Origin of the sequence: Glaesserella australis (genome assembly GCF_003260095.1) — a bacterium.
Taxonomy (GTDB): Bacteria; Pseudomonadota; Gammaproteobacteria; order Enterobacterales; family Pasteurellaceae; genus Glaesserella; species Glaesserella australis.
In genome coordinates this window covers 79,606-100,850 of record NZ_PTPX01000001.1, presented here as the reverse complement: position 1 = coordinate 100,850, position 21,245 = coordinate 79,606, and the positions used below count along the sequence as shown (strand labels likewise).

Below are 21,245 nucleotides of genomic sequence, written 5' to 3'. Positions count from 1 at the left end.
GGATAAAAATTTAATACCATTATTGACACTTCTAACTATATTTGAAGAACTTAGAACAAGACTCTAACAAAAATAGAATTTACAGTAAAGCTAATTATCTAATATGGCTACGTTAAAATTGAAGGAAATAGACAACTGTTATGAAAAGTAAAAAATATTTAAATATCCTAAGAGGAAATTCAATATCAAATCATACATTCAACACAATTTTAAGCGAAGTTAATATAAAGGAAATGTTAGACAATCTTAATTTATTGTGTACATACGAAGTATTTAAGTTAAGATTATCTACTCAAATTGATCAAACAGAAGAATCTTTATACACCCTAAATTATAGGCATATAAATGCAGAATCTGATTTTAAGTGGTTACTATTTTCTTGTGTTTTCCATAGAAAAAAACTATATAGCTTCATAAATAAAGAAAGGAATTTAGAAAAGTTTATTCTAGAAGAAGAATTTCATAAAGCTTTATGCGAATTATCTGATATAGAAAAAGAGTGTGGTATCTCTTTGTGGTCTATATCAATAAGAAAAACGTTAGAAAATAAACTAGGAATTAATGAAACGGAAAACAAAAATGGAGTAATGACATATATAAAGTATTATATGAAGGATAAATTTAATGAACCAAATATATTTATTGCTCAATATAAAAATATAACAATAGAAATAGATAAAGCACCAATAGATGAAAATCTAAAGAGATACATAAAATGGAAGATTTTTGGAGCTTCCGAATTGAAAGAATATCAAGACTTAGAGCACATATTGCGATATGAGATGAGAACATCTCTTATTGATATGTTTAAATTAGTTGTAGAAATTGTCACATACACACAAAAATGCGGAGGCGAAAACGAATTCTATAATCTATTTAATATGAAATTTCACCATATAATCAACACGCTAAAAGATAATATAACCTATTATATCTTCAACAATATTGCATATACATACTCTAGACTAGAAGAAAAATATAATTATGATAAAGATTATCTAAGTTTATACAATTATTATGTTAAAGGTGAAACATATAAATTTTTAGAAAGTCTTAATCAAATGCAAATAGGAAAAATAGATCTCGAATTACTAGAGATCGCTGGAGAATTAGATGTTTCTCCAGAAAACAAATTTATTAATAATATAGTTAAAAATATAAGAAATATAATCTTAAGAAATGATAAGTATATTGAATCCTATCAATACCTAAGGTGCGTATCATTATCATTCAGAGGAATCCCGTTATTCCAACAAATTAACTTATTTCTTTTGAGAGAAACCCCTTTTCTCAGTACAAATAATGAGGAATTTTATTCTTGGGCTTCTTGCTACTCAAAAGTTAAAACGCCTTTTTTGTTCTTTAATTTAAACAAAAATAAAGCCATATTAGATATAGAGAAAATCGAAAGTAAAAACATTATAGAAAAGATATGTTTATATCTGACAAACAAAGACATAAATGCAGATCTGATTTTTTCTTATTCAGAATTAAGATCTGAGCTAGCAAAGTTTTTATTTGCAAAAAAACTAACAAAAAACAATGAGTTAATTAAATCAAATAAATTTATTATAGACAACCAAGAAAACATCCATGATGAATTTTTTAAAGTAAAACTGGAACAGTTATTAATAAATTCAGAGTCTTTTAAGTATGATTTTGAAGGTGTATTAAGAACTGCATTTATTAATATAGAAGAAAGAAAAAATTTATATCTCTACAATTTGATTTTTATCGCGGAAGAAATAAGCTCTAACTTTGCCAAAGTTTCAAATAGTATTTATACACCTATATTTTTAAATATTTATTCGCTATGTATAGATAACAAACATGACTCTTTGCTGAAGCTAAGTCTTGAAGATTTTCTATATAAAAATAATTATAGTTCTATTCTCGAACTTACACAAAAAAGTGAGTTAAGTTTAGAAGAGCAATATTTTTTAAGGAATGTTTGCAAAACAGCAAATATGAAATTACTATTTGATAATCAATCAGAACTCAATAATGCTAGATTAAGCATATGCAAATATTTAATTTCCAAAAATACTGGTGATCAAGAACTTATTGATGAAATTAAAGATTTAAATAGAAAAATTACTCTTTATAAAGCAAAAAAGAACATTGAAACAAGTAGAATTTATGTTGACACATCTGTTTTTTTAGGAAGAGATTCACATAAATATAAAGATTTATTTGAAAGCTATTTAAGTCATTGTGAAAAAAATATTTCTTCAGAAGATGATGATGCTTTAGAAAAATTATATAAAATTATTAAAGATATTGACTATAAAGAAAATGGTTTCTCAATGAATGAAGCGATTCCATTAATTTATCCACTTGACTTAAATTATAGTGCGAAAAATTTAACATTTTATAATTTGATGAAATTAATGATGCATGAATTTACATTTGGAGAGAAAGGGTTAAATAATTTTTTAAGCACAAGAATTAGGCATGGTTTGCTACCTAATATTATAAGAAAGTGTGCACAAGATGAATATATATTATGTGCTGAACATTTTGAAGATAATGGGATAAATGAATTATCAAAGTTTGCTAGAGATGAAAGTGAAATAAACTTATTAAATGATTTTATAAGAAAATTCTCTAAGGAATTAGAAAGTAAAATAGAAGAATTAAATGATCAAAAAATTCAGATTAGCATATTGGATAGTCTCCTTCAAAAGGATAATAATCTTTTTAATGAAAATGCATTATTTCAATATAACGTAAATCCATTAGAGGCTTACGTAGTACAAAAGAATCTCAATTTATCTCCTACGTATAATGATTTTGTTAAAATCATTGTTGAGTGGTTATGGAAAAGGACCGATATAAACCTTAAAGCTGTAAAAAATCACCTAAGAAATGAATTCAAAGATAGCATTTTAAAATTGTCTGAAGATACAAAAATAAATATACCCAAATCTTTCAATCCAGAACTAACTAATGAACTATCTAATAGGGTTAATAGATTTAAAAATAGTTTTGAAGTAAACCTAGAGAAAATATCATCATGGTTTGAACGTTCAGAAATAGATAATGAAAATATAAGTTATGATATAAGAATAGCTATTGAAACAGCTCAAGACATACTCTCATTACCTCTAAAAATATTAAAAGTTGATGATTTTAAAATATCTAGCAAAAATCTATCTTATATTGTTGATATACTACTAATACTTTTTGAAAACTCCATATCAAAATCTGGCTTTACAAAAAAAGAAGACATTAATACTGAAATATCAATAAAGCAATCAGAAAAAGGTACAATATTAATATCTTGTAAAAATAACTATAGAGCTTGCGAGCCCGCTAGTTGTCTAAATAAGAAACTTGAGTTCTATAGAGAGTCTTATGGAAATGAAAGCAGAATGAGAAAATACCTTCAGCAAGAAGGGGGATCTGGATTATTTAAAATATGGAAAATAATAGCTATAGATTTAAATATATCTGAACATAATACTAATTTTTATTATGACAATGAATGCTTTATAATTAATATAGAAATGAAAGAGGTATCTCTATGATTAAAATATTACTAGTTGAAGATCAAGAAGAAAAAAGAAATGAAATAGAAAGATTTATTTTATCTTTAGATATTAAAGTGGAAATAAATAAGAAAACATCTCTTAGAGGAGCATTAAAAGAAATCTCTAATAACAAAAATTATTATAGTTTAATTATTTTAGATATGAGCTTACCAAGCTACGACCCCTCTGAAGATGATATAAACGGAGGTGAGCCGGAAAGTTTCGCTGGTTCAGAAATCCTATCCCAAATGCACTTAAGAAACATTAATATTCCAACTATTGTTATTACACAGTTTTCTAAATTCATAGGGGTTAACGTTGAATTTAAAGACTTGGATGAATTATTTAACTCTAAATACAATGACTTTTATAAAGGTTCTATATTCTATAATTCTATAGATAACACATGGAAAAAAGAATTGGAAAAAATTATATCAAATATATATTTAAAGGAACTTAAATAATGAAAAAAATATTAATTATTGACGACAACTATAGCAATCAGAAAATTGTAGCAAAACTATTAAAAGATGAATTAGATAAGCATACTATAGGGATTGAAACTAAAAATACAGTAAAGAGTGCCATAGATGAATTAAAGTTAAAAAAATATGATTTAGTTATTACAGATTTATTTCTACCATTAAATCTTGGTGATGAAGTAGATAATAACGGCGCCAAAATATTAATGGAACAAATAGAAAAAAATGGAAACGTATTAAAACCGACATATATTATTGGAATTACATCTCATAAAGAAGCCTACAACCAATATATAAATTATTTTAACAAAAAAGGGTGGAGATTATATATAAATGACTCTTCATTATCTGAATGTGAATTGAAAGAAAATATAGTAAATTATATGCTACACTCACCGAAAGAAGATGATAATGTAGATATATTAATAATTACAGCCTTACAAAAAGAACTAGATCAAATCCTTAATTTACCTTTTAAATGGGAAAACAAAAAATCTAGTTCTCACACATTCTATTTTAGCGATGTTAAAAATTTAGAAAGTAAAAACTTAAGAATTCTCGCTGTATCTTGTTTACATATGGGAATTGCCGCATCAGCATCCTTAACTTCAAAACTAGGAGCTTTATTCAAGCCTAAGCTTATATTAATGTCTGGTATTGCAGCAGGCATAAAAGGAAAAGTAAATCTAGGAGATATATTAGTCGCAGAATATTGTTGGGATTGGGGAAGTGGAAAAAAAACTCAAATAGATGGACACAGTGTAACAAAACAAGCACCGCACCAAATGTCTATGCCACTAAAATATAAAGATGGATTTCTACAACTCTCAAAAGACAAAAAGTTTTTAAATAAGTTATTTTGTGATTATCATGGTAACAAACCACCTTCAAATTTAGACTTACATGTAGGACCGTTAGCTACAGGTTCAGTTGTTTTAGAAGATCAAAATATAGTTACATCTATAATAGACCAACATAGAAATACACTGGGAATTGAAATGGAAGCCTATGGAGTAGCTTATGCAAGTCAATTACTAGGAATAGATTCAATAATAATAAAATCAGTTTGTGATTTTGCAGATACTGAAAAAAACGATGATTATCAATCATATGCAGCATACACAAGTGCAAAAGCTATAGAGAAATTTATTCAAGAGATATATGATCCTGTCTAACATAATGTAACAGTTTTATAAAAACTCGAAATCTTAACGGTATTATGTATACATCACATGATACTGTTTTTTTAGATTATTCCTACCTTAGATGGAAATTAAATTGCTTTTATAAATTTATATCTGCTTCTGTTTAATTGTTCACATACGAACCCTGTTGTATTTAAACCAGCAAAAATAACAGAGATTTTTTATGGCTCGAAGTTTACTAATAAACTCGCTTGATAAGTTGATCGTTGATTTACGAAAAAGCATACCTCCTTCTCAGTATTAGACTAAGAAGATCGCTAATGCACTAGGAATAAATTAAAAGGACAGCAAAAACCTGGTCTGCTAGAAAGCAGTTTCCTAGTGGAATAAATTCAATGAATTTGATGACATTATCTCCGCAAGTAAGAGAGTTTATTTGGGATTCAACCAAGTCAGAGAATGACCATATAGATAAACAGATAATAAAAGCAGTATTCCGAGATTTTCTTGAAGATGTTATAGAAAGATTATAGATAAAATAAGAGCTTCTGATTTAAAATACGGGTATGAAAAATCAGAAGCTCTTATAGTTATTTTCTGAAATTTGATAAGCTATCTAAAAAGACTAATAGCCCACGTCTTTCATCCGCACTTAGTTGATCCATGTGATAAGTCAAACGTTCTCTCACTTCATCTTCGCCAACAGGTATAAATTTTCTTGTATACGTTGTCTTACTATCTTCCGCTAAACAATCAATAAAGAACCAACCAATAGATGTATCAAGTGCGGTTGCAATTTCAACTAAATGGGAAACATTAATTTTATTATCCCCACGCTCATAGCGAGAAAGTTGTTGTTGAGCAATACCAATTTGTTCCGAAAGTGCTGATGCAGTAAGCCCCAATTCTTTTCTACGTTGCTGAATACGTTTACCAATAAATCTATCTACATCTGTAACGGATAACTTTGACATCGATCTAAATTCCTTACTTATCTTTTATTGATATTTTCGGGATTATTTACTAGTAAAAGAACATCTGATATAGTACATATAACCTAAATTACCTAATAACGGTGTATTTAGGGTGTAAACATAAATTAAAACATCACAAAGGGTTATCACAATGAAGAAGCTACTTCTCTTACTCGGAATAGCTGTATTTTCAGCTAACGCCACAGCCACATCTACACTTGATCAAGCCAAATTAAATACGGTTGCAAAGGTTTATCAAACAGGAAATTTATATAAATACGCCACCCCTGATTTTCAGAAATTGTTAGCTAAAAAAGCAAAATACGATAAATCCACGCCTTGTGATGATTGTGTAGGACACGAATCTTGGATTGATGGTCCATCTGCACAAGATGTTCCTGATTCAATTAACCCTAAATTCAAATTAGTTAAAGATAAGGTGTATGCCACGTTCTTATTTTTTGATGATAAAGTGACCATTAAATTTAGCTTAGATTGTAATAAGAATAATCAATGTTTGGTTTCTGACTTTATTACAGCAGAAGGCGATAGTTATAAGAAATCAATAATGAAATATATCAGATAGGGAAATTGAGATATGAAAAAAGTCTTTATTGCAACAACACTTGCTTTATCACTGACATCTTGTGCGGAATTAGCTTCATTTGCAAATGCATTACAACCTAGCAATACAATGCCTTCTTATGAGTTTTATGAGAAATTTAGCGAAACGAATAACGCTAAAGTAGTATTGACGATTTTAGAGAAACACCTAACAATGGTATCGATAGATGGGCAAAATGAACAAGTATTTTTATTTTCATCTAGTTTAGTGAATCAATCTACATTTGGTTGGTTTACCCCAAATGATGATTATTCCTTCAATAATAGAGTAAGCTATTTACAAGAAACGAAGAACAATAAAATTGAATATATTAGCTTTGGATTCAGCCACGTTCTAAGTTTATCTAAATCAAATTTTTATCAGATCTTCAATCTTAATCCAAATGATGTTTCGATAAGTCAATTAAAACAACATTGTTCCGCTTATCGAAGAATTGTTCCACTTTACAAACTTTCTATTAAGAATGGGAAATCACTCTATTTAGCTGAAGATATGGGAAGTGGTTCTGCTAATTCTTCAACAAATTTGATTATGTTTAACAGCAAGCCAGCTTGCAAGCGTTTAGGTTTTGATAAAACAGTCAAAGAATATGGTAATGAAAACTTTGAACAATAGAGTTTATCTATTTTAGTTTAATCCCAAAAATCAATCATCTTATTACAGAAGGAAACCATTATGAAAGAGTTGATCTATTTCTATCTTATTGTCGGTTGCTACATTGCACATCGTAGAACATCTCATCTTGATGCTAATTCAGCCGAATTTCTAAAAACATACCTGAAAATAGTATGTACATATCCTAAAGAGTTATTTAGCAAAATACCTAGTTTAAAGAAAAAAGAGTCTGAAAATCCTGAAAAACAACAAGGAGAATAAAATGGCTTTTTCTAAGTTTGGAAAATATATTTTTCCAGTGATTGCTACTGCATTTAGTATAGATGTTTTAGTGCCTAGTATATCGCCTTTACAACTAGTACCTACCTTTCAAAAGGAAATTGAGTGCGATGATTATGTTGTTGAAGAAACAGTCCGTAGATTCATTAACGAAGGAATCCGAGCTCAAAATGTTCAAGCAAATAAACTTGCTCAATTTTTTGTAGGGCACGCTACGCAAGGTTTAGACCGCTCCAATCCACTCTGGGATATGTTTGGTCGAGCAATGGAAGGTGCAGGAAGTATTGCTGAAGGTACAACAAGAATGCAGAATTATATTGCATTTTCTTCTTTTGAATCTAAAGAAATATCTGATAACAACGGTGTGAAGAAGTGTAGAATTATGGCTAATTCTATTGGTAACAGATTATCAGGTAGTGCAGACTATACTACACATAACTATATTGTGAGCATTAATGGTAATCAGGTTAGTGTTGATTAACTTGTTATATATCCATTTTTTAGAATCACAGTTCATAAGCAACTCAGCAATGGGTTGCTTTATTTTTTAATTTAATATTTAAAATAAAGTTGTTTAATTGAAGTATTTTAAATTCAATGAGTATTTGATAATAAATTATAAATAGCATAAAATTAACGACATGAATTTCGTCATCTTGAGTACAAATATGAAAGTAGTTTATCAGCATATTTATTCGGTAATGATATTTGCCAGCCTTCCTTATTCTCTTTTTGCTAATCAAACTGAAAACTTCTCTCGTTTAAATCAAATCGATGCTACGCAACAACAACGACAGCAACACATTCAACAAGCACAAGATAAAATATTGCAACCTCAATCTGATGTACGTTTAGATACCACCAATAAGGAAAGGTTGACATTATCAAACCACGAAATGCCTTGCTACCCCATCCATCGTATTAGTCTCGTTGATTACTCCACTACGCCCACTTCCTCTGAAAGCCAATTCCAATGGGCATTTGATAAAGCCGCTCATGATTTAAACTTAACCTTACCACACTGTTTTGGCGGTGAAGGTTTAGGTATTTTAATGAAGCAAATTCAAAATCGTATCATTGAAAAAGGTTATGTGACGACAAGAGTAGTGACCCAAGAGCAAGATTTACGTTCAGGGATGTTAACACTTACGGTGATTGCAGGTAAGGTGGGGAATACATTAGTTTCCGACAGTGGCAATGTCCCACGCTTTACACGCTTACATGCATTAACAGGACTTACCTTTGCGAAAGGCGATGTTTTAAATGTCAGGGAGATTGAGCAATCCCTTGAAAATCTCAAACGTGTTCCAACCGCCGAAGCCAATATTGAGATATTACCAAGTGAAACGGATGTCGGTGTCAGCGATATTAAAATCAGCTACCAACAAGCATTTCCTTTCCGTGTTAATCTCGGTTTAGATGATTCAGGCTCTACTTCAACAGGTAAATACCAAGCTTCAGGTACACTCTCTTGGGATAACCTGTTTTCAGCCAATGACCTGTTTTATACCAGCTTCACCCACAGTTTAAAAAGTAGCGATGATGAAAACGGAAAGCGTGCGACTAAAAACCTCACGTTTTACTATTCTATCCCATTTGGTTATTGGACACTTTCTGCTTCACAAACCTATAACCGTTACCATCAAGAAGTCTTCGGTGCCTTTGACAATAACTACCTGTATGCCGGTGAAAGTAATACCACCAAAGCGACACTTTCTTATTTACTCTACCGTGACAGCAAACGTAAAACTTCGATTTCAGGCTCGTTTTGGTCTCGTCAATCGCAAAATTATATTGACGGTGCGGAAATTGAAGTGCAAAAACGCCGTATGGCAGGATGGGAAGCGGGCATTTCACATAAAGAATATATCGGTGATGCAACCCTTGAGTTATCGGCAAATTATAAAAGAGGTACAGGTGCAAGGGGTTCGCTTGAAGCACCTGAAGAGCTTTGGGGAGAAGGTACATCTCGCCCTAAAATAATTACCGCCTCCATTGAGCTAACCAAGCCATTTATGTTAGGTGAACAACCGTGGCAGTACCAAAGTAGTTGGAATGCACAATGGAATAAAACACCACTGATTGCCCAAGACCGTTTTAGTATCGGTGGGCGTTATACGGTGCGTGGCTTTGATGGTGAGCTGACTTTATCCGGTGAGCGAGGTTGGTTATGGCGTAACGAGTTAGCTTGGAATGTGAATCGGAAAGGGCATCAGCTTTATCTCGCCTTAGATGGCGGACGGGTGATGGGATGGTCAACTGAATCACAACTGGGACATCATTTAATGGGTACTGCACTAGGCTTAAAAGGTGGCTTCGGTGGATTTTATTATGATGTTTTTGTCGGCAGACCTATCCGTAAGCCTGAGGGCTTTAGAACCTCGGATGCGGTAGCAGGTTTTAATATTGGATACAGTTTTTAATGGCTGATTGTCTTTCATTGGTTATTGATGTCTCGGAGTGAAAAATGAATAAAAAATGTTTCCGTGTAATTTTTAGTAAAACCCTTCAACGCCTTGTGGTGACATCTGAATTAGCAAAATCAGAAGGTAAATCTACGGAGCAATCCGCTTTTAGTTTATCGCAAATTTTTGCCCAAATCCGACCGCTTACCTTTAGCCTTTATTGTGCATTAGGGTTTGTGGCATTCTCTGATTCGGCATTAGCTAATCTGATTATTCAAGCGGACAAATCCGCCCCGAAAAATCAACAACCGATAGTGCTACAAACAGCAAATGGTTTACCGCAAGTCAATATTCAAACTCCGAACGACAAAGGACTTTCACACAATAAATATTCAAAATTTGATGTCGATACCAAAGGTGCAATTCTTAACAATAGCCGCACGAATGTGCAAACCCAACAAGGCGGTTGGGTGCAAGGCAATCCTTATTTAGCCAAAGGCGAGGCTAAGGTTATTTTAAATGAGGTGAATTCTTCTGACCCGTCGATATTAAAGGGTTATGTGGAAGTAGCTGGTAAAAAAGCGGATGTGATTATCGCCAACCCATCGGGTTTACATTGTGAAGGTTGTGGCATCATCAACTCCGACCGAGCAACCCTCACCACAGGTAAACCGCAAATTAAAAACGGTCACCTTGACAGTTTTGTGGTGGAAAAAGGCAAGGTCAAAGTTTCAGGTAAAGGGTTAGACAATAGCCGTGTCGATTATACGGAGGTTATTGCTCGAGAGACGGAAGTTAATGCAGGTATTTGGTCGAAAAAAGAAGCTAAGGTGGTAACAGGTAAAAATACCGTCAAGCGGTCGGATAGTCCAAAAGATTTGCAAATTATTCACACAAACCAACCGCTTGCAACAGAAAGTCAGCCACAATTTGCCATCGATGTCGGCGAGCTAGGTGGTATGTACTCAGGTAAAATCCACCTTATCGGTACTGAACATGGTGTCGGGGTGCGTAATGCAGGACATATCGGAGCTAGTGCAGATACCTTACATATCGACAGCCAAGGGCGAATTGTGAATAAAGGCACGTTAAATGCGCATCATACCGTTCAACTTACAGGCACAAAAGGCATTGAAAACCGAGGAAAAATTGAAAACCGTCAGGGAAATATCACCCTTAACACGGCATCCGACATTCAACAAAATGGCTCGATAGTCGCTCGCAGTGGTCATATTCATAAAACAGCAAACCAAGCTATTAATCAACAAGGTGAAACGGTGGCGAAAGGGCATATTACCTACAAGGCTCCAACAGTCACCACTTCAACGTCATCACTGATTGCCTCAGGTGTCGAGGTCAAAGATAGCGCACAAGGTGAAGTTCGTACACTTGAACCCCAATCGGCTCAAGGTAAGTCGATTACCGTCACCACCACAGGGAAAACCACATTACAAGGTAAAAATGTGGCATCGGGCAATATCAATGTCAGCAGTTCGGAAGCTGATTTAGACCACAGCCACACTTCTGCGCATGCAGTCAATGTCAATGCATCTCAAGGCAAAATTCAAGCTAACAATGCAACCTTGATTGCCCATACCGAGTTAGTCTTAACCACGCCAACCTCGCTTGAAACTCAATATAGTGATGTAAAAGCAGAAAAAATCACGACGAAACAACGATCATTGAATACGAAAGGAGCCACTTGGGAGCAAACCGGTACAGGCGAATTAAAACTGGATGTTGCAGATACATTACACAATAGCGGTGGTACCTTTAAAACCCAAGGGGATTTAACCGTTAATGCCCAAGGCGTAGATAACCAACAAGGGCGTTTGATTGCGAAGGGTAAATTAACAGTCAATACCGAGCGAGGTAAATTAGATTCGACACAAGGCTTATTGGTGGCAGAGAAAGATGTTACTATCAATTCGGGTGAATTGATGAATGACAGCGGTTTAATTCAGTCTAGCCAAAATGTGACGATAAATACCCACGGGCAAGCGCTCTCGAACCAACACACCTTAACAGAGGCACAAGATAAAGGAATTGTGGCGTTGGGGCAATTAAATATTCAGTCGTCCAATTTTTCCAACCAACAAGGGCGAGTAGTCAGTGGTGGCAATCAACAGTTTTCTGCCACGAACGTAAATAACGACCAAGGTTTGGTTTATACCCAACAAAACCTCGCCTTAAACGCACAAAATCTGACTAACCATCACGGCACGCTCAATGCAAGCCAACAGGCAACCTTGGCACTGACCGGGAATTTAAGCCAAACGGCAGGCACGGTTGAGGCGGAGCGTTTAAATGTGAGTGTTGGTACATTAAATTCGACCGCTCAAAGTGTGATTTTTGCGGATACGTTTAATATCACCACAGCACTAGGCTTCAATAATCAAGATAGTCGTGTTGTTGCAAAACGAGATGGTTATATTTTAACAGGCAGTGTATTGAATAATACCCGAGGCACACTAGGTAGCCAGCAAGGGGATATGATGATTGATACGCAAGGTCATCGCTTGCTGAATAAAAACGGTACGCTGGCGGCAGCAAAAAATATCACGGTAACAAGTGGGGAATTGCATAATCAGCAAGGGGTAATCTCTGCTCAAAATGTGGCGTTAGAGACAAATAATCAAGCACTTTATAACCAAAACACGCTAACAAACCAAAAAGAGAAGGGCATTATTGCTCAACAGACATTAGTCTTGAATGCCGGTGTGCTAAATAATGATAATGGATTAATTCTTTCTTACGATAAGAATAAAGTGACGGGATCTGCTTTGACTAATCACGGCGGGGCGATTCTTGCGGCTTCGCAACTTGATTTAAATTCAAATGATCTCAGTCAACAAGCTGGTTTAGTGAGTGCCAATATATTGAATATGGTGGTCGATCATATTCAATCTCATCACCAAAGCGAAATCAGTGGGCAGCAGGTTAATCTTCAAGCTCAAACTTTCGATAATCAGGAAAGTAAACTGATTGCTCGCCAGCAGGTAACGCTTGATGTTAAACAGGAACTGAAAAATCAGCAGGGAATGATTGCCAGCCTTGGCGATAAACTGATGATACAGGCTCATCAATCTACATTGAATAATGAAAAAGGTATCGTTGCTGTTGAAAATGGCACACTACAACTTGAAGCAGGCGCATTAGATAATCATCAAGGTGCAATTCAGGCAAACGTTGCGACATTGAATGTTCAAAATACCTTAAATAACCGCAATACGTTGGCAAATGAAACACAAGGTATCGTGGCAACAGATTTAACACTGAATGCGGCATTGGTTGATAATCAAGGCGGACGTATTACAGGACGAAATAAGGCTAGCCTTCAGGCGGAAACGCTAAAAAATCAATCTGGTGAAATACTGACGGCACAAGATAATACTCTTAATACACACCATCTTGACAACCAAGCTGGCACAATTGCTTCTGTTGCGGCAAATTTAAGTATAACAACCCAATCGGTATTAAATAATCAGCAAGGAAAGCTCAGTGCGAAAGATCGCTTAGTATTGAATACAAAAGGGATCGCAAATCAAGAAGGGAATATTACTTCATCTCATCAATTGCAACTTAATACGGCACAACACGCTTTGGATAACCAAAAAGGGGTTATTTTTGCTACACAACAAGCAAACATCGATGCGGGCGAGCTCAATAACTCGCAAGGTTTAATTCGTGCTGATAGTGATCTTGTCATCAATACTCATCAACATGCAATTGATAATCGCCATACACAAAGCCAACAGCAAGGCATTGTGAGTCTGGGAAATGTGAGCTTATTGGGATTAACACAACTTCTCAATCAGCAAGGCAAAGTCTACGCAGAAAAAGCTCTGGATATAGATGTCCAACAACAGACCCATAACCAACAAGGGCTAATAAAGTCTAATCATACTTTTACGCTAAATACCGCCACATTAGATAACCAAGCCGGAAATATCAGCGCTAAAACGGGTGTTATCACTGCTCAAAACATTGATAACCGTGCTATCTCTGAAAATGGCTCCCTGATTTATGGTGAGTATTTAACATTGAATGTCGCACAATTGGATAACCAAGGCACAAAAGCAACAGGAAAAACACCAAGTCAAGGTATCCAAGGGGCTGATATAACGCTTCGTACAACAGCCTTAAATAACCAACAAGGTGGTATTTATAGCAGTAATCATACTTCAATGACGATCGAACAACGATTGGATAATCAACAAGGCGAGTTATTGTCGGGTAATACGTTAAGTATTCAAAACGGCGGACATTTAATGGTGGATAACCAAGATGGCGTGATTCAAGGTCATCACGCCATTGACTTAACTGCGAAAGGTTTAGTCTCGCAAGGTCTGGTAAAAACCGAAGGGGATTTATCCGTGAGCTTAAAAGATAGCTTTACCTTAAATAAAGCGTTTGAGGTGGGCAATAACCTGACATTTAAAACAGAAGGCGATTTTACAAATAATATTGAACAAGCGGTCAAAAATAAGATAACGATTGCTGCGAATCATATTGTGAACAATCTGAATGCAGAACTTTCAGCGAATGAAACCACCCTTAATAGCAATAGTTTAACTAACCGAGGCTTAATTGACGGAAATAAAACGTTAATTAATAGCACGAAGGTGACTAATATTGGTACAGGACGAATTTATGGGGATCACCTGTCTTTCCGAGCAAATACGATTGAAAACCTAGCTGAAACACTAAATGGCGAAACGAAGGCGGGGACAATTGCGGCAAGGGAACGTTTGGATTTTGGGGTAGATAAACTCACTAACCGAGATCATGCATTAATTTTAAGTTTGGGGAATATGGCTATTGGTGGTGATCTTGATGCTCAAGGGTATGCAATAGGGCAAGCCGGCTTTGTTGATAATGGTAGTGCAACAATTGAGGTGTTAGGTGGAGCTGATATCAATACGATACGATTATTAAATCATGATCTTTATTTAAAAACAGGTATTAGAACAAATAAAGCCTATTTCAAAGAGTATACACCTGAAGCAAGCAGTGATATTTATTTTGGAAGTGGAGGAGAAAATTCTCAGGGATGGTTAGATTGGAACAACAATAACCGCCATGATCGTAATGCTTATTTCCGATTTAATAATGGTACATCAGTAGGTTCGCCAACTTGGTTTCAGAAATTTTATACCCGAACAACGAATACAACGACACTAGAATACCAAGATCCTGCCAAAATTTTGATTGGTGGTACTTTATCTTTTTTAGGTGAAAAATTAACGAACGATTCTTCACAGTTACTAATTGGACAAAAATTACGATTAGGTGATCAACTTTTTGATAGAAATATTGACAATTCTAGTTTAACAACTGTAGATACTCATTTAGAAAATATTGATTTACTAGGTGAAATCCATCGCCTTGATCAAGGTGAAACATCCACCTTAGTTTCTAAAAGAAAACGTAGAGGGACAAAAAAAGTTTGGGCTCATTATACAGAAAATATTAATCATAATTTTAATAGAACCTTACCAATTGAAACATTTGGCTTTCAATTAGTTTTAAACACCATTGGCACACCAATTTCATCGACTGCATCACTGGACAGCAAGCCTCAGGCTAAAGATGTGCAATTAGATACTGTTTCGGTTACTACAGCAACTGCAGAACAATTAGGAAAGATCACGGTTCCCCAAACGCAGTTAGGTGGTAAAACCTTTACGGAAATTACGCTTACGCCGGAGATCAATCGTGATGAAGTGGTTAATTCCGGTCAAGTGATTGCCAAACTCCATCAAGTTGTGGAAGGCGATACGGTTCCGGATTTAGCTAACCTGACCATGCCAATGGTAAAAACCCATTTGGCAGATGTACGTCTACCGGAAGCAAGTTTGTATAAAATCAACCCGGATGCTCCGAACGGCTATCTAGTCGAAACCGATCCAAAATTTACCGACCGTAAGCAATGGTTGAGTTCAGACTATATGTTTGAACAGCTCCGTTATAACCACGATAACGTGCATAAACGTTTGGGCGACGGCTTCTATGAACAGCGTTTAATCAATGAACAAATTAACCAGCTCACCGGTCGCCGTTATATTGAGGGTTACAACAACGATTTAGCACAATATCGAGCGTTAATGAATAGCGGTGTGCAATACGCCAAACAATTTAATCTTGCTGTGGGTGTGGGATTAACGGCAAAACAGATGTCGGAGCTAACGACCGATATGGTGTGGTTAGTCAATAAAGAAATTACGCTTGCAGACGGACGCAAAATCACCGCCCTTGTTCCACAAGTGTATTTAGTTGCACGAGATAGCGATATTAGTTCTCGAGGTGCAGTGATTTCTGCTAATCAAATTGTGGGCAATGTGGACGAACTCAACAATAGCGGCGTGATAGCCGGACGGGATTTAACCCGTATTCATTCCAACCAATTAGAGAACCAAGGCACGATTTTAGGTGAAACGGTTGATTTATCCGCTCAACAAAATCTGATTAACCTCGGTGGTCGCATTGAGGCAGTAAAATCTCTCTCATTGTCGGCAGGGAAAAATTTAGAAATTAGCAGCACGCTGTCTTCTGCTGAAAGTGCGGACGGCAATTTTGCCCGCACGGTTTTAGACCGACTTGCCTCCGTGAAAGTGAGTGGTGAGGGCGGTCAATTAAACTTACAGAGTGCCGGTAATCTTACCGTGAAGGAGGCACAGCTAGAAAGCCAAGGCAGACTGAATGCCAATGCCGGCGATGCTTTACACATCACCACCTTAACGACCCAAAACAAAGCGCATTACAACGGCGATGCGGATAACTACTACCGCTTAGACCAAAAAGCGGAGGTGGGCAGTACGTTAACGGGTAAGGAGGGTATTTCGCTGGTAGCCAATCATGATGTGACACTTCGTCAAGCGGAGGTCAGCAGTGAAGTCGGCAAAGTGTTAATCGGCTCAAAAGCGGGTGATATTGTGGTGGAAGCCGGTCAAGCGGAAGAGCAATTAGCCACATCAGTAAAATCCACCTCAAGTGGGTTCTTAAGTAAAACGACCACGGTGTCACGCCATTTTCACGATAACAGCAATGCGGTGGCAAGTAATGTAGACGGGCAAGCGGTGAGTCTGATTGCACAACAAGGCAATATTAGCGTGAAAGGCTCGAATGTGGTAGCAGAGCAAGATTTAATGCTGGCGGCGAAAGAGAATGTGTCGATTGTTTCGGGTGTGAATACCCATTACCAAGAGGATTACAGCAAAACGACGAAAAGCGGTTTAATGGGTTCGGGCGGAATAGGCTTTACGATTGGGAATAAAAAAGAAACCACCGAGCAAGACCTTACCCAAGAAAGTGCGGCGAGCAGTCAAGTGGGGAGCTTAAAAGGTAATACGACTATTCAAGCCGGCAACCATTACCAACAAACGGGCAGCATCGTGACTTCACAAGCAGGTGATGTCGATATTTTCGCTCAAACTGCGAACATTAGTACCGCCCGTTCGGATTATGAAAGCAATTATAAATACACGATGGAGCAGAAAGGCATCACGATAGCTTTAACCGGTGCAGTTGCGGCAGCGATACAAGCGGTCGATTCGACAGTGAAATCTGCAAAAGCGGTGGGTAGCAGTAAAAACAACCGAGTGAATGCAATGGCAGCGGCGAATGCCGGTTTTGAGGCGTTGCGGGCAGCGGAGCAATTACAAGGTGTCGCCCAAGCGGTATCAAACGGCTCGGCAACGGGCGGTGCGGTAGGGGTAAGCATTACCTACGGGCAACAAAAAACGGAACAAACCCAACATAGCGAAGGGAATACCGCCGAGAAAAGCCAAGTGAATGCGGGCGGTAAAGTGCATATTCAAGCCACCGGCAAAGGCGATCAGTCGCATCTTACGATTGAAGGGGCGGATATTTCGGGGCAAGGCGGTACGCATCTGAAAGCGGATGGGGATGTCAATATTCTCGCCGCAGACGAAAACCATCTTGAACGCACTAAAAATAAATCGAGTGGTTTTAATGTGGGTGTAGCGATTCAGTTCGGTAACGGCATTGCAGCAGGGATTACCGCCGGGGGAAATGTGGCGAAAGGCTACGGCAACGGCGAAAGTCAGGCGTGGGTGGCAAGCCAAGTGGGCGATAAAAACAGTCACACCACGATAGAAAGCGGCAAGGATACGAATGTTATCGGCTCACAAGTGAAGGGTAAACGGGTTGAAGTCAGTGCGGAAAACCTGAATATCGAAAGTTTACAAGACACGGCGAAATACGAGGGCAAACAGGAAAGTGCGTCGGGACAAGTGACGGTCGGCTATGGCGTCTCGGCAGGCGGAAGTTACAGCAAGTCGAAAGTCAATTCCAACTATGCAAGTGTAAAAACACAGGCGGGGATTTATGCTGGAGATGAGGGGTACGACATTGACGTTAAAGACCATACGGAGCTTACAGGTGGTTTAATCACGTCAACGGAGCAAGCCGAAACAGAACAACGAAACCGAGTGAGTACAGGGACGCTGAATGCAACGGATATAGAAAACCACGCCAGTTACAAAGGCTCAAGCATTGGTGTAAGTGGTTCGGTTGCAATGAACTTTGATACCCCGCTGGGTAATAGCGAAAATGGCATAGCCCAAAGTAATAAACAAGCTGTCAATGAAAAGGGTGAAAAAATTTACCTTGACTCACAAGGTAATGAAACGACAGAGGTGAAGACGGGCGACCAAGCTAATCAAGCCAAATTAGCGACGGGCTTAGCTTCGCTTACAAGTGGAGTCAATATCGGTTATGGCAGTGACGGCGACAGCCAACACAGCCAAACGAAATCGGGGATTAACACGACGAATATTGACATCCGAGATAGCCAAGTACAGTTTGAGAAAACAGGCAGAACGGTGGATGAAACACGGACACAACTTAAAACCGATATTACCACCGAAAATGCCGAAACCCGTTCAGGTGCACTAAACAACAACTTTGATAAAGCACGAGTTCAAAAAGAGCTGGATTATCAAGTGAAAGCCACAAGTGAGTTCCAAAGCATTACCCTTGCACAAATAGATAAAAAAGCGAATGAACATACTGAAAAATTAAAGCAAGAAGCCGACCATCAAATGCACATTGGCAATGTGCAAGAAGCTGAACGCTTAAAACAAGAAGCAGAAAACTGGGAGGTGGGAGGCAAATATCGCCAAGTATTAAGTGCGGTAACGAACGGAATCGGCTTGGCTTTAGGCGGTGCTCCAACGGAAGGCATTGTTGCAGGTGCTGTTTCGCCTTATGTCAACACCGAAATCAAAAAAGCGACGGAAGGCAACGATATGGCGAATATTCTTGCCCACGGCGTATGGGGAGCGATTGAAGCAGCGACTCAAGGCAGAAATGCACTGGGTGGTGCAACAGCCGCAATGGCAGGTGAAGCAGGGGCAAAAGTTTTATCAAATGTGCTTTATGGGCAAGATAACCCTAAAAACCTCACCAATGAGCAAAAAGAAACGGTTTCAAGCTTAAGCCAACAGCTTGCCGGCATTGCCAGCGGTGCTACAAGTTTAGCGACAGGTTCAAATAGCGTAACCGTTGCCCAAAACGCAACTGCAGGAATGGGGATTGCGAAAAATGCGGTGGAGAATAATTATTTATCTAAACAAGATTGGATAGACTACAAACGAGAAATATCTGCTTGTGGTAATAATCAGGAATGTATTAAAGAGGTAAAAGACGAATTTTCCGATATTAATCGGGCAAATAGTGAAAACCTAAAAGCAGCCTGTCGTTTGGGAGGTAGTAGTAAAGCCTGTGTAGAACATACCAAAGCGGCACAAGAGGGATTTGATTATGCAAGAACTAATATCCAATTTGACGGTTCAGGCTGGATGGCTAGTGTAATGAATACAAATAAAAAAGAAGCTAAATCGGAACCATCTCAAGGTTTATTAGGTAGTGAGATTATTTCCGGTATAGAGAAAACATTGTCAGATCCTAACATTCGTTCAAGACTGGAAAATGATCCTGTAACAAAAAGCAATCTTGAAAAAAGTATTGATCAAGCAGCAAAAGCTGTAAGAACAGAAAAGAGTAACGCTTATGAGTTTAGTGCAAGAATGGAATATCCAAATATTGCAGGTCTTTCAAATAACTATTCTGTTTTTGGGCAGGAGTTAGGGTTAGAACCTGTTATACCAGAATATTACATCTATTCGGTATTGGGGGCAGGAAAAATAGGTAAAAGCCTATTTGATCTATCTTCTCCATCAACTCGATTGATTGTAGGAGCAAACGGTGTAGTTAGTGCAGGTTCTCAATATGTTACTAATGGTGAAATTAGTTTAAAAGATACAGCCAAAGATATGGCAGAAGCCTATATAACTAAAGATTTTAGTTTTAAAACCTATACAGCTTGGAATTTAGGGGCAGGATTTTTAGAAGGAAGCTTGGAAAATGCTAAATGGCAAGACGGTAGATTGCAAGGTTTCTCTGTCGAAAATGGTTTGGAAAGGGCAAGTGCAAAAACCGTAACAAGTACATTAGGCTACGGGCTTGGTAAAGGAGTTGAAAGTACATTAAATAAAAATATTAATACTTATGGAAATAGCCTAAGAACAGAACCGATTAGAGCGGGAAGTCCTATTAGTCGGTTTGTTGAGCCTAGCTTAATGCCTGTGGGAGTTGGGAATGTTGTAGATAGTAGCATATCTAAATTCTCAGAATATCAATTTAATAATTTAAAGTTATCAAATGAGGTGAAGAAATGAAGTACTCTTTAAAAGGATATGTTTTTATTTATTTTATATGGTATCTCAGTATTCTTTTGATTACATTTTTAAGTCTTTTTTTTGTTAATGTATATGCTTATGTTAGGTATGCTAGTGCAAATGTGAGTTTTGGGATGTTGTTTGATGATGTTTTTTTTAAGTTAATAATATTTATACCTCCTATTTCTGCTTTTTTTATAACCAAACTATATCTGTATAAAAATAGGTAAATAAATAAAATTTCCATTGAGAGTACTAGTTAAGGTTTTTTTATATATTTATTTTGTTTCATTTTGTTTTCTTGCTTTTATAGTACTTGGCTAAAGTTACTATATGTATTATTTTATTTTAGAAATGAAAATACCTTTTTGGTCTATGATTGATAGTAATGAACTTAGATATATCATTGTAATACCAGCAATGTTGAGTACAGCTGTCTTAGTTATGTATTTTGGACAAAAAAGGTAATTTATATGTAAGTTCA

General features: G+C 36.5%; 10 protein-coding genes. 9 read left to right on the top strand and 1 reads right to left on the bottom strand.

Annotated features, from left to right (window positions below):
• Positions 1 to 140: 140 nt before the first annotated feature.
• From C5N92_RS00565 to C5N92_RS00555, 3 genes are read left to right on the top strand one after another with little or no spacing between them, the layout of a single operon-like run.
• The gene (locus tag C5N92_RS00565; RefSeq protein ID WP_111748942.1) at positions 141 to 3,530 is read left to right on the top strand and encodes a hypothetical protein; all 3,390 of its coding nucleotides are present in this window, start codon (positions 141 to 143) and stop codon (positions 3,528 to 3,530) included.
• Complete coding sequence (locus C5N92_RS00560) at positions 3,527 to 3,997, top strand: response regulator (RefSeq protein ID WP_111748941.1); 471 nt, start codon at positions 3,527 to 3,529, stop codon at positions 3,995 to 3,997. Before C5N92_RS00565 ends, C5N92_RS00560 begins: the two co-directional genes overlap by 4 nt.
• Entirely contained in the window at positions 3,997 to 5,190 is a 1,194-nt protein-coding gene (locus C5N92_RS00555) for a phosphorylase family protein (protein WP_111748940.1), read from the top strand. Before C5N92_RS00560 ends, C5N92_RS00555 begins: the two co-directional genes overlap by 1 nt.
• A gap of 560 nt (positions 5,191 to 5,750) precedes the next feature.
• Here C5N92_RS00555 and C5N92_RS00550 read toward each other — a convergent pair.
• Positions 5,751 to 6,134 carry a helix-turn-helix domain-containing protein gene (locus C5N92_RS00550; protein ID WP_111748939.1) on the bottom strand — a complete coding sequence of 128 codons (384 nt, stop codon included), beginning with the start codon at positions 6,132 to 6,134 and terminating at the stop codon, positions 5,751 to 5,753.
• Positions 6,135 to 6,285: 151 nt separating this feature from the next.
• Here C5N92_RS00550 and C5N92_RS00545 point away from each other — a divergent pair, with 151 nt between their 5' ends.
• From C5N92_RS00545 to C5N92_RS00520, 6 genes are all read left to right on the top strand, one after another.
• Positions 6,286 to 6,720 carry a hypothetical protein gene (locus tag C5N92_RS00545; RefSeq protein WP_111748938.1) on the top strand — a complete coding sequence of 145 codons (435 nt, stop codon included), beginning with the start codon at positions 6,286 to 6,288 and terminating at the stop codon, positions 6,718 to 6,720.
• Positions 6,721 to 6,732: 12 nt separating this feature from the next.
• The gene (locus C5N92_RS00540; protein WP_111748937.1) at positions 6,733 to 7,374 is read left to right on the top strand and encodes a hypothetical protein; all 642 of its coding nucleotides are present in this window, start codon (positions 6,733 to 6,735) and stop codon (positions 7,372 to 7,374) included.
• A gap of 60 nt (positions 7,375 to 7,434) precedes the next feature.
• Positions 7,435 to 7,635, top strand: coding sequence for a hypothetical protein (locus tag C5N92_RS00535; RefSeq protein ID WP_005822158.1), 201 nt, complete (start codon positions 7,435 to 7,437; stop codon positions 7,633 to 7,635).
• 1 nt (position 7,636) lies between these two features.
• Entirely contained in the window at positions 7,637 to 8,134 is a 498-nt protein-coding gene (locus tag C5N92_RS00530) for a hypothetical protein (protein WP_111748936.1), read from the top strand.
• Between the two features lie 187 nt (positions 8,135 to 8,321).
• Positions 8,322 to 10,076 carry a ShlB/FhaC/HecB family hemolysin secretion/activation protein gene (locus tag C5N92_RS00525; protein ID WP_111748935.1) on the top strand — a complete coding sequence of 585 codons (1,755 nt, stop codon included), beginning with the start codon at positions 8,322 to 8,324 and terminating at the stop codon, positions 10,074 to 10,076.
• A gap of 44 nt (positions 10,077 to 10,120) precedes the next feature.
• A complete protein-coding gene (locus tag C5N92_RS00520; RefSeq protein ID WP_111748934.1) occupies positions 10,121 to 20,761 on the top strand; it encodes a two-partner secretion domain-containing protein in 10,641 nt (3,546 codons plus the stop codon).
• Positions 20,762 to 21,245: the final 484 nt, after the last annotated feature.

What these genes read in the sequence shown, in the direction of transcription:
- C5N92_RS00565 (WP_111748942.1), top strand. Translation starts at nt 141, where the DNA reads ATGAAAAGTAAAAAATATTTAAATATCCTAAGAGGAAATTCAATATCA.
- C5N92_RS00560 (WP_111748941.1), top strand. Translation starts at nt 3,527, where the DNA reads ATGATTAAAATATTACTAGTTGAAGATCAAGAAGAAAAAAGAAATGAA.
- C5N92_RS00555 (WP_111748940.1), top strand. Translation starts at nt 3,997, where the DNA reads ATGAAAAAAATATTAATTATTGACGACAACTATAGCAATCAGAAAATT.
- C5N92_RS00550 (WP_111748939.1), bottom strand. Translation starts at nt 6,134, where the DNA reads ATGTCAAAGTTATCCGTTACAGATGTAGATAGATTTATTGGTAAACGT.
- C5N92_RS00545 (WP_111748938.1), top strand. Translation starts at nt 6,286, where the DNA reads ATGAAGAAGCTACTTCTCTTACTCGGAATAGCTGTATTTTCAGCTAAC.
- C5N92_RS00540 (WP_111748937.1), top strand. Translation starts at nt 6,733, where the DNA reads ATGAAAAAAGTCTTTATTGCAACAACACTTGCTTTATCACTGACATCT.
- C5N92_RS00535 (WP_005822158.1), top strand. Translation starts at nt 7,435, where the DNA reads ATGAAAGAGTTGATCTATTTCTATCTTATTGTCGGTTGCTACATTGCA.
- C5N92_RS00530 (WP_111748936.1), top strand. Translation starts at nt 7,637, where the DNA reads ATGGCTTTTTCTAAGTTTGGAAAATATATTTTTCCAGTGATTGCTACT.
- C5N92_RS00525 (WP_111748935.1), top strand. Translation starts at nt 8,322, where the DNA reads ATGAAAGTAGTTTATCAGCATATTTATTCGGTAATGATATTTGCCAGC.
- C5N92_RS00520 (WP_111748934.1), top strand. Translation starts at nt 10,121, where the DNA reads ATGAATAAAAAATGTTTCCGTGTAATTTTTAGTAAAACCCTTCAACGC.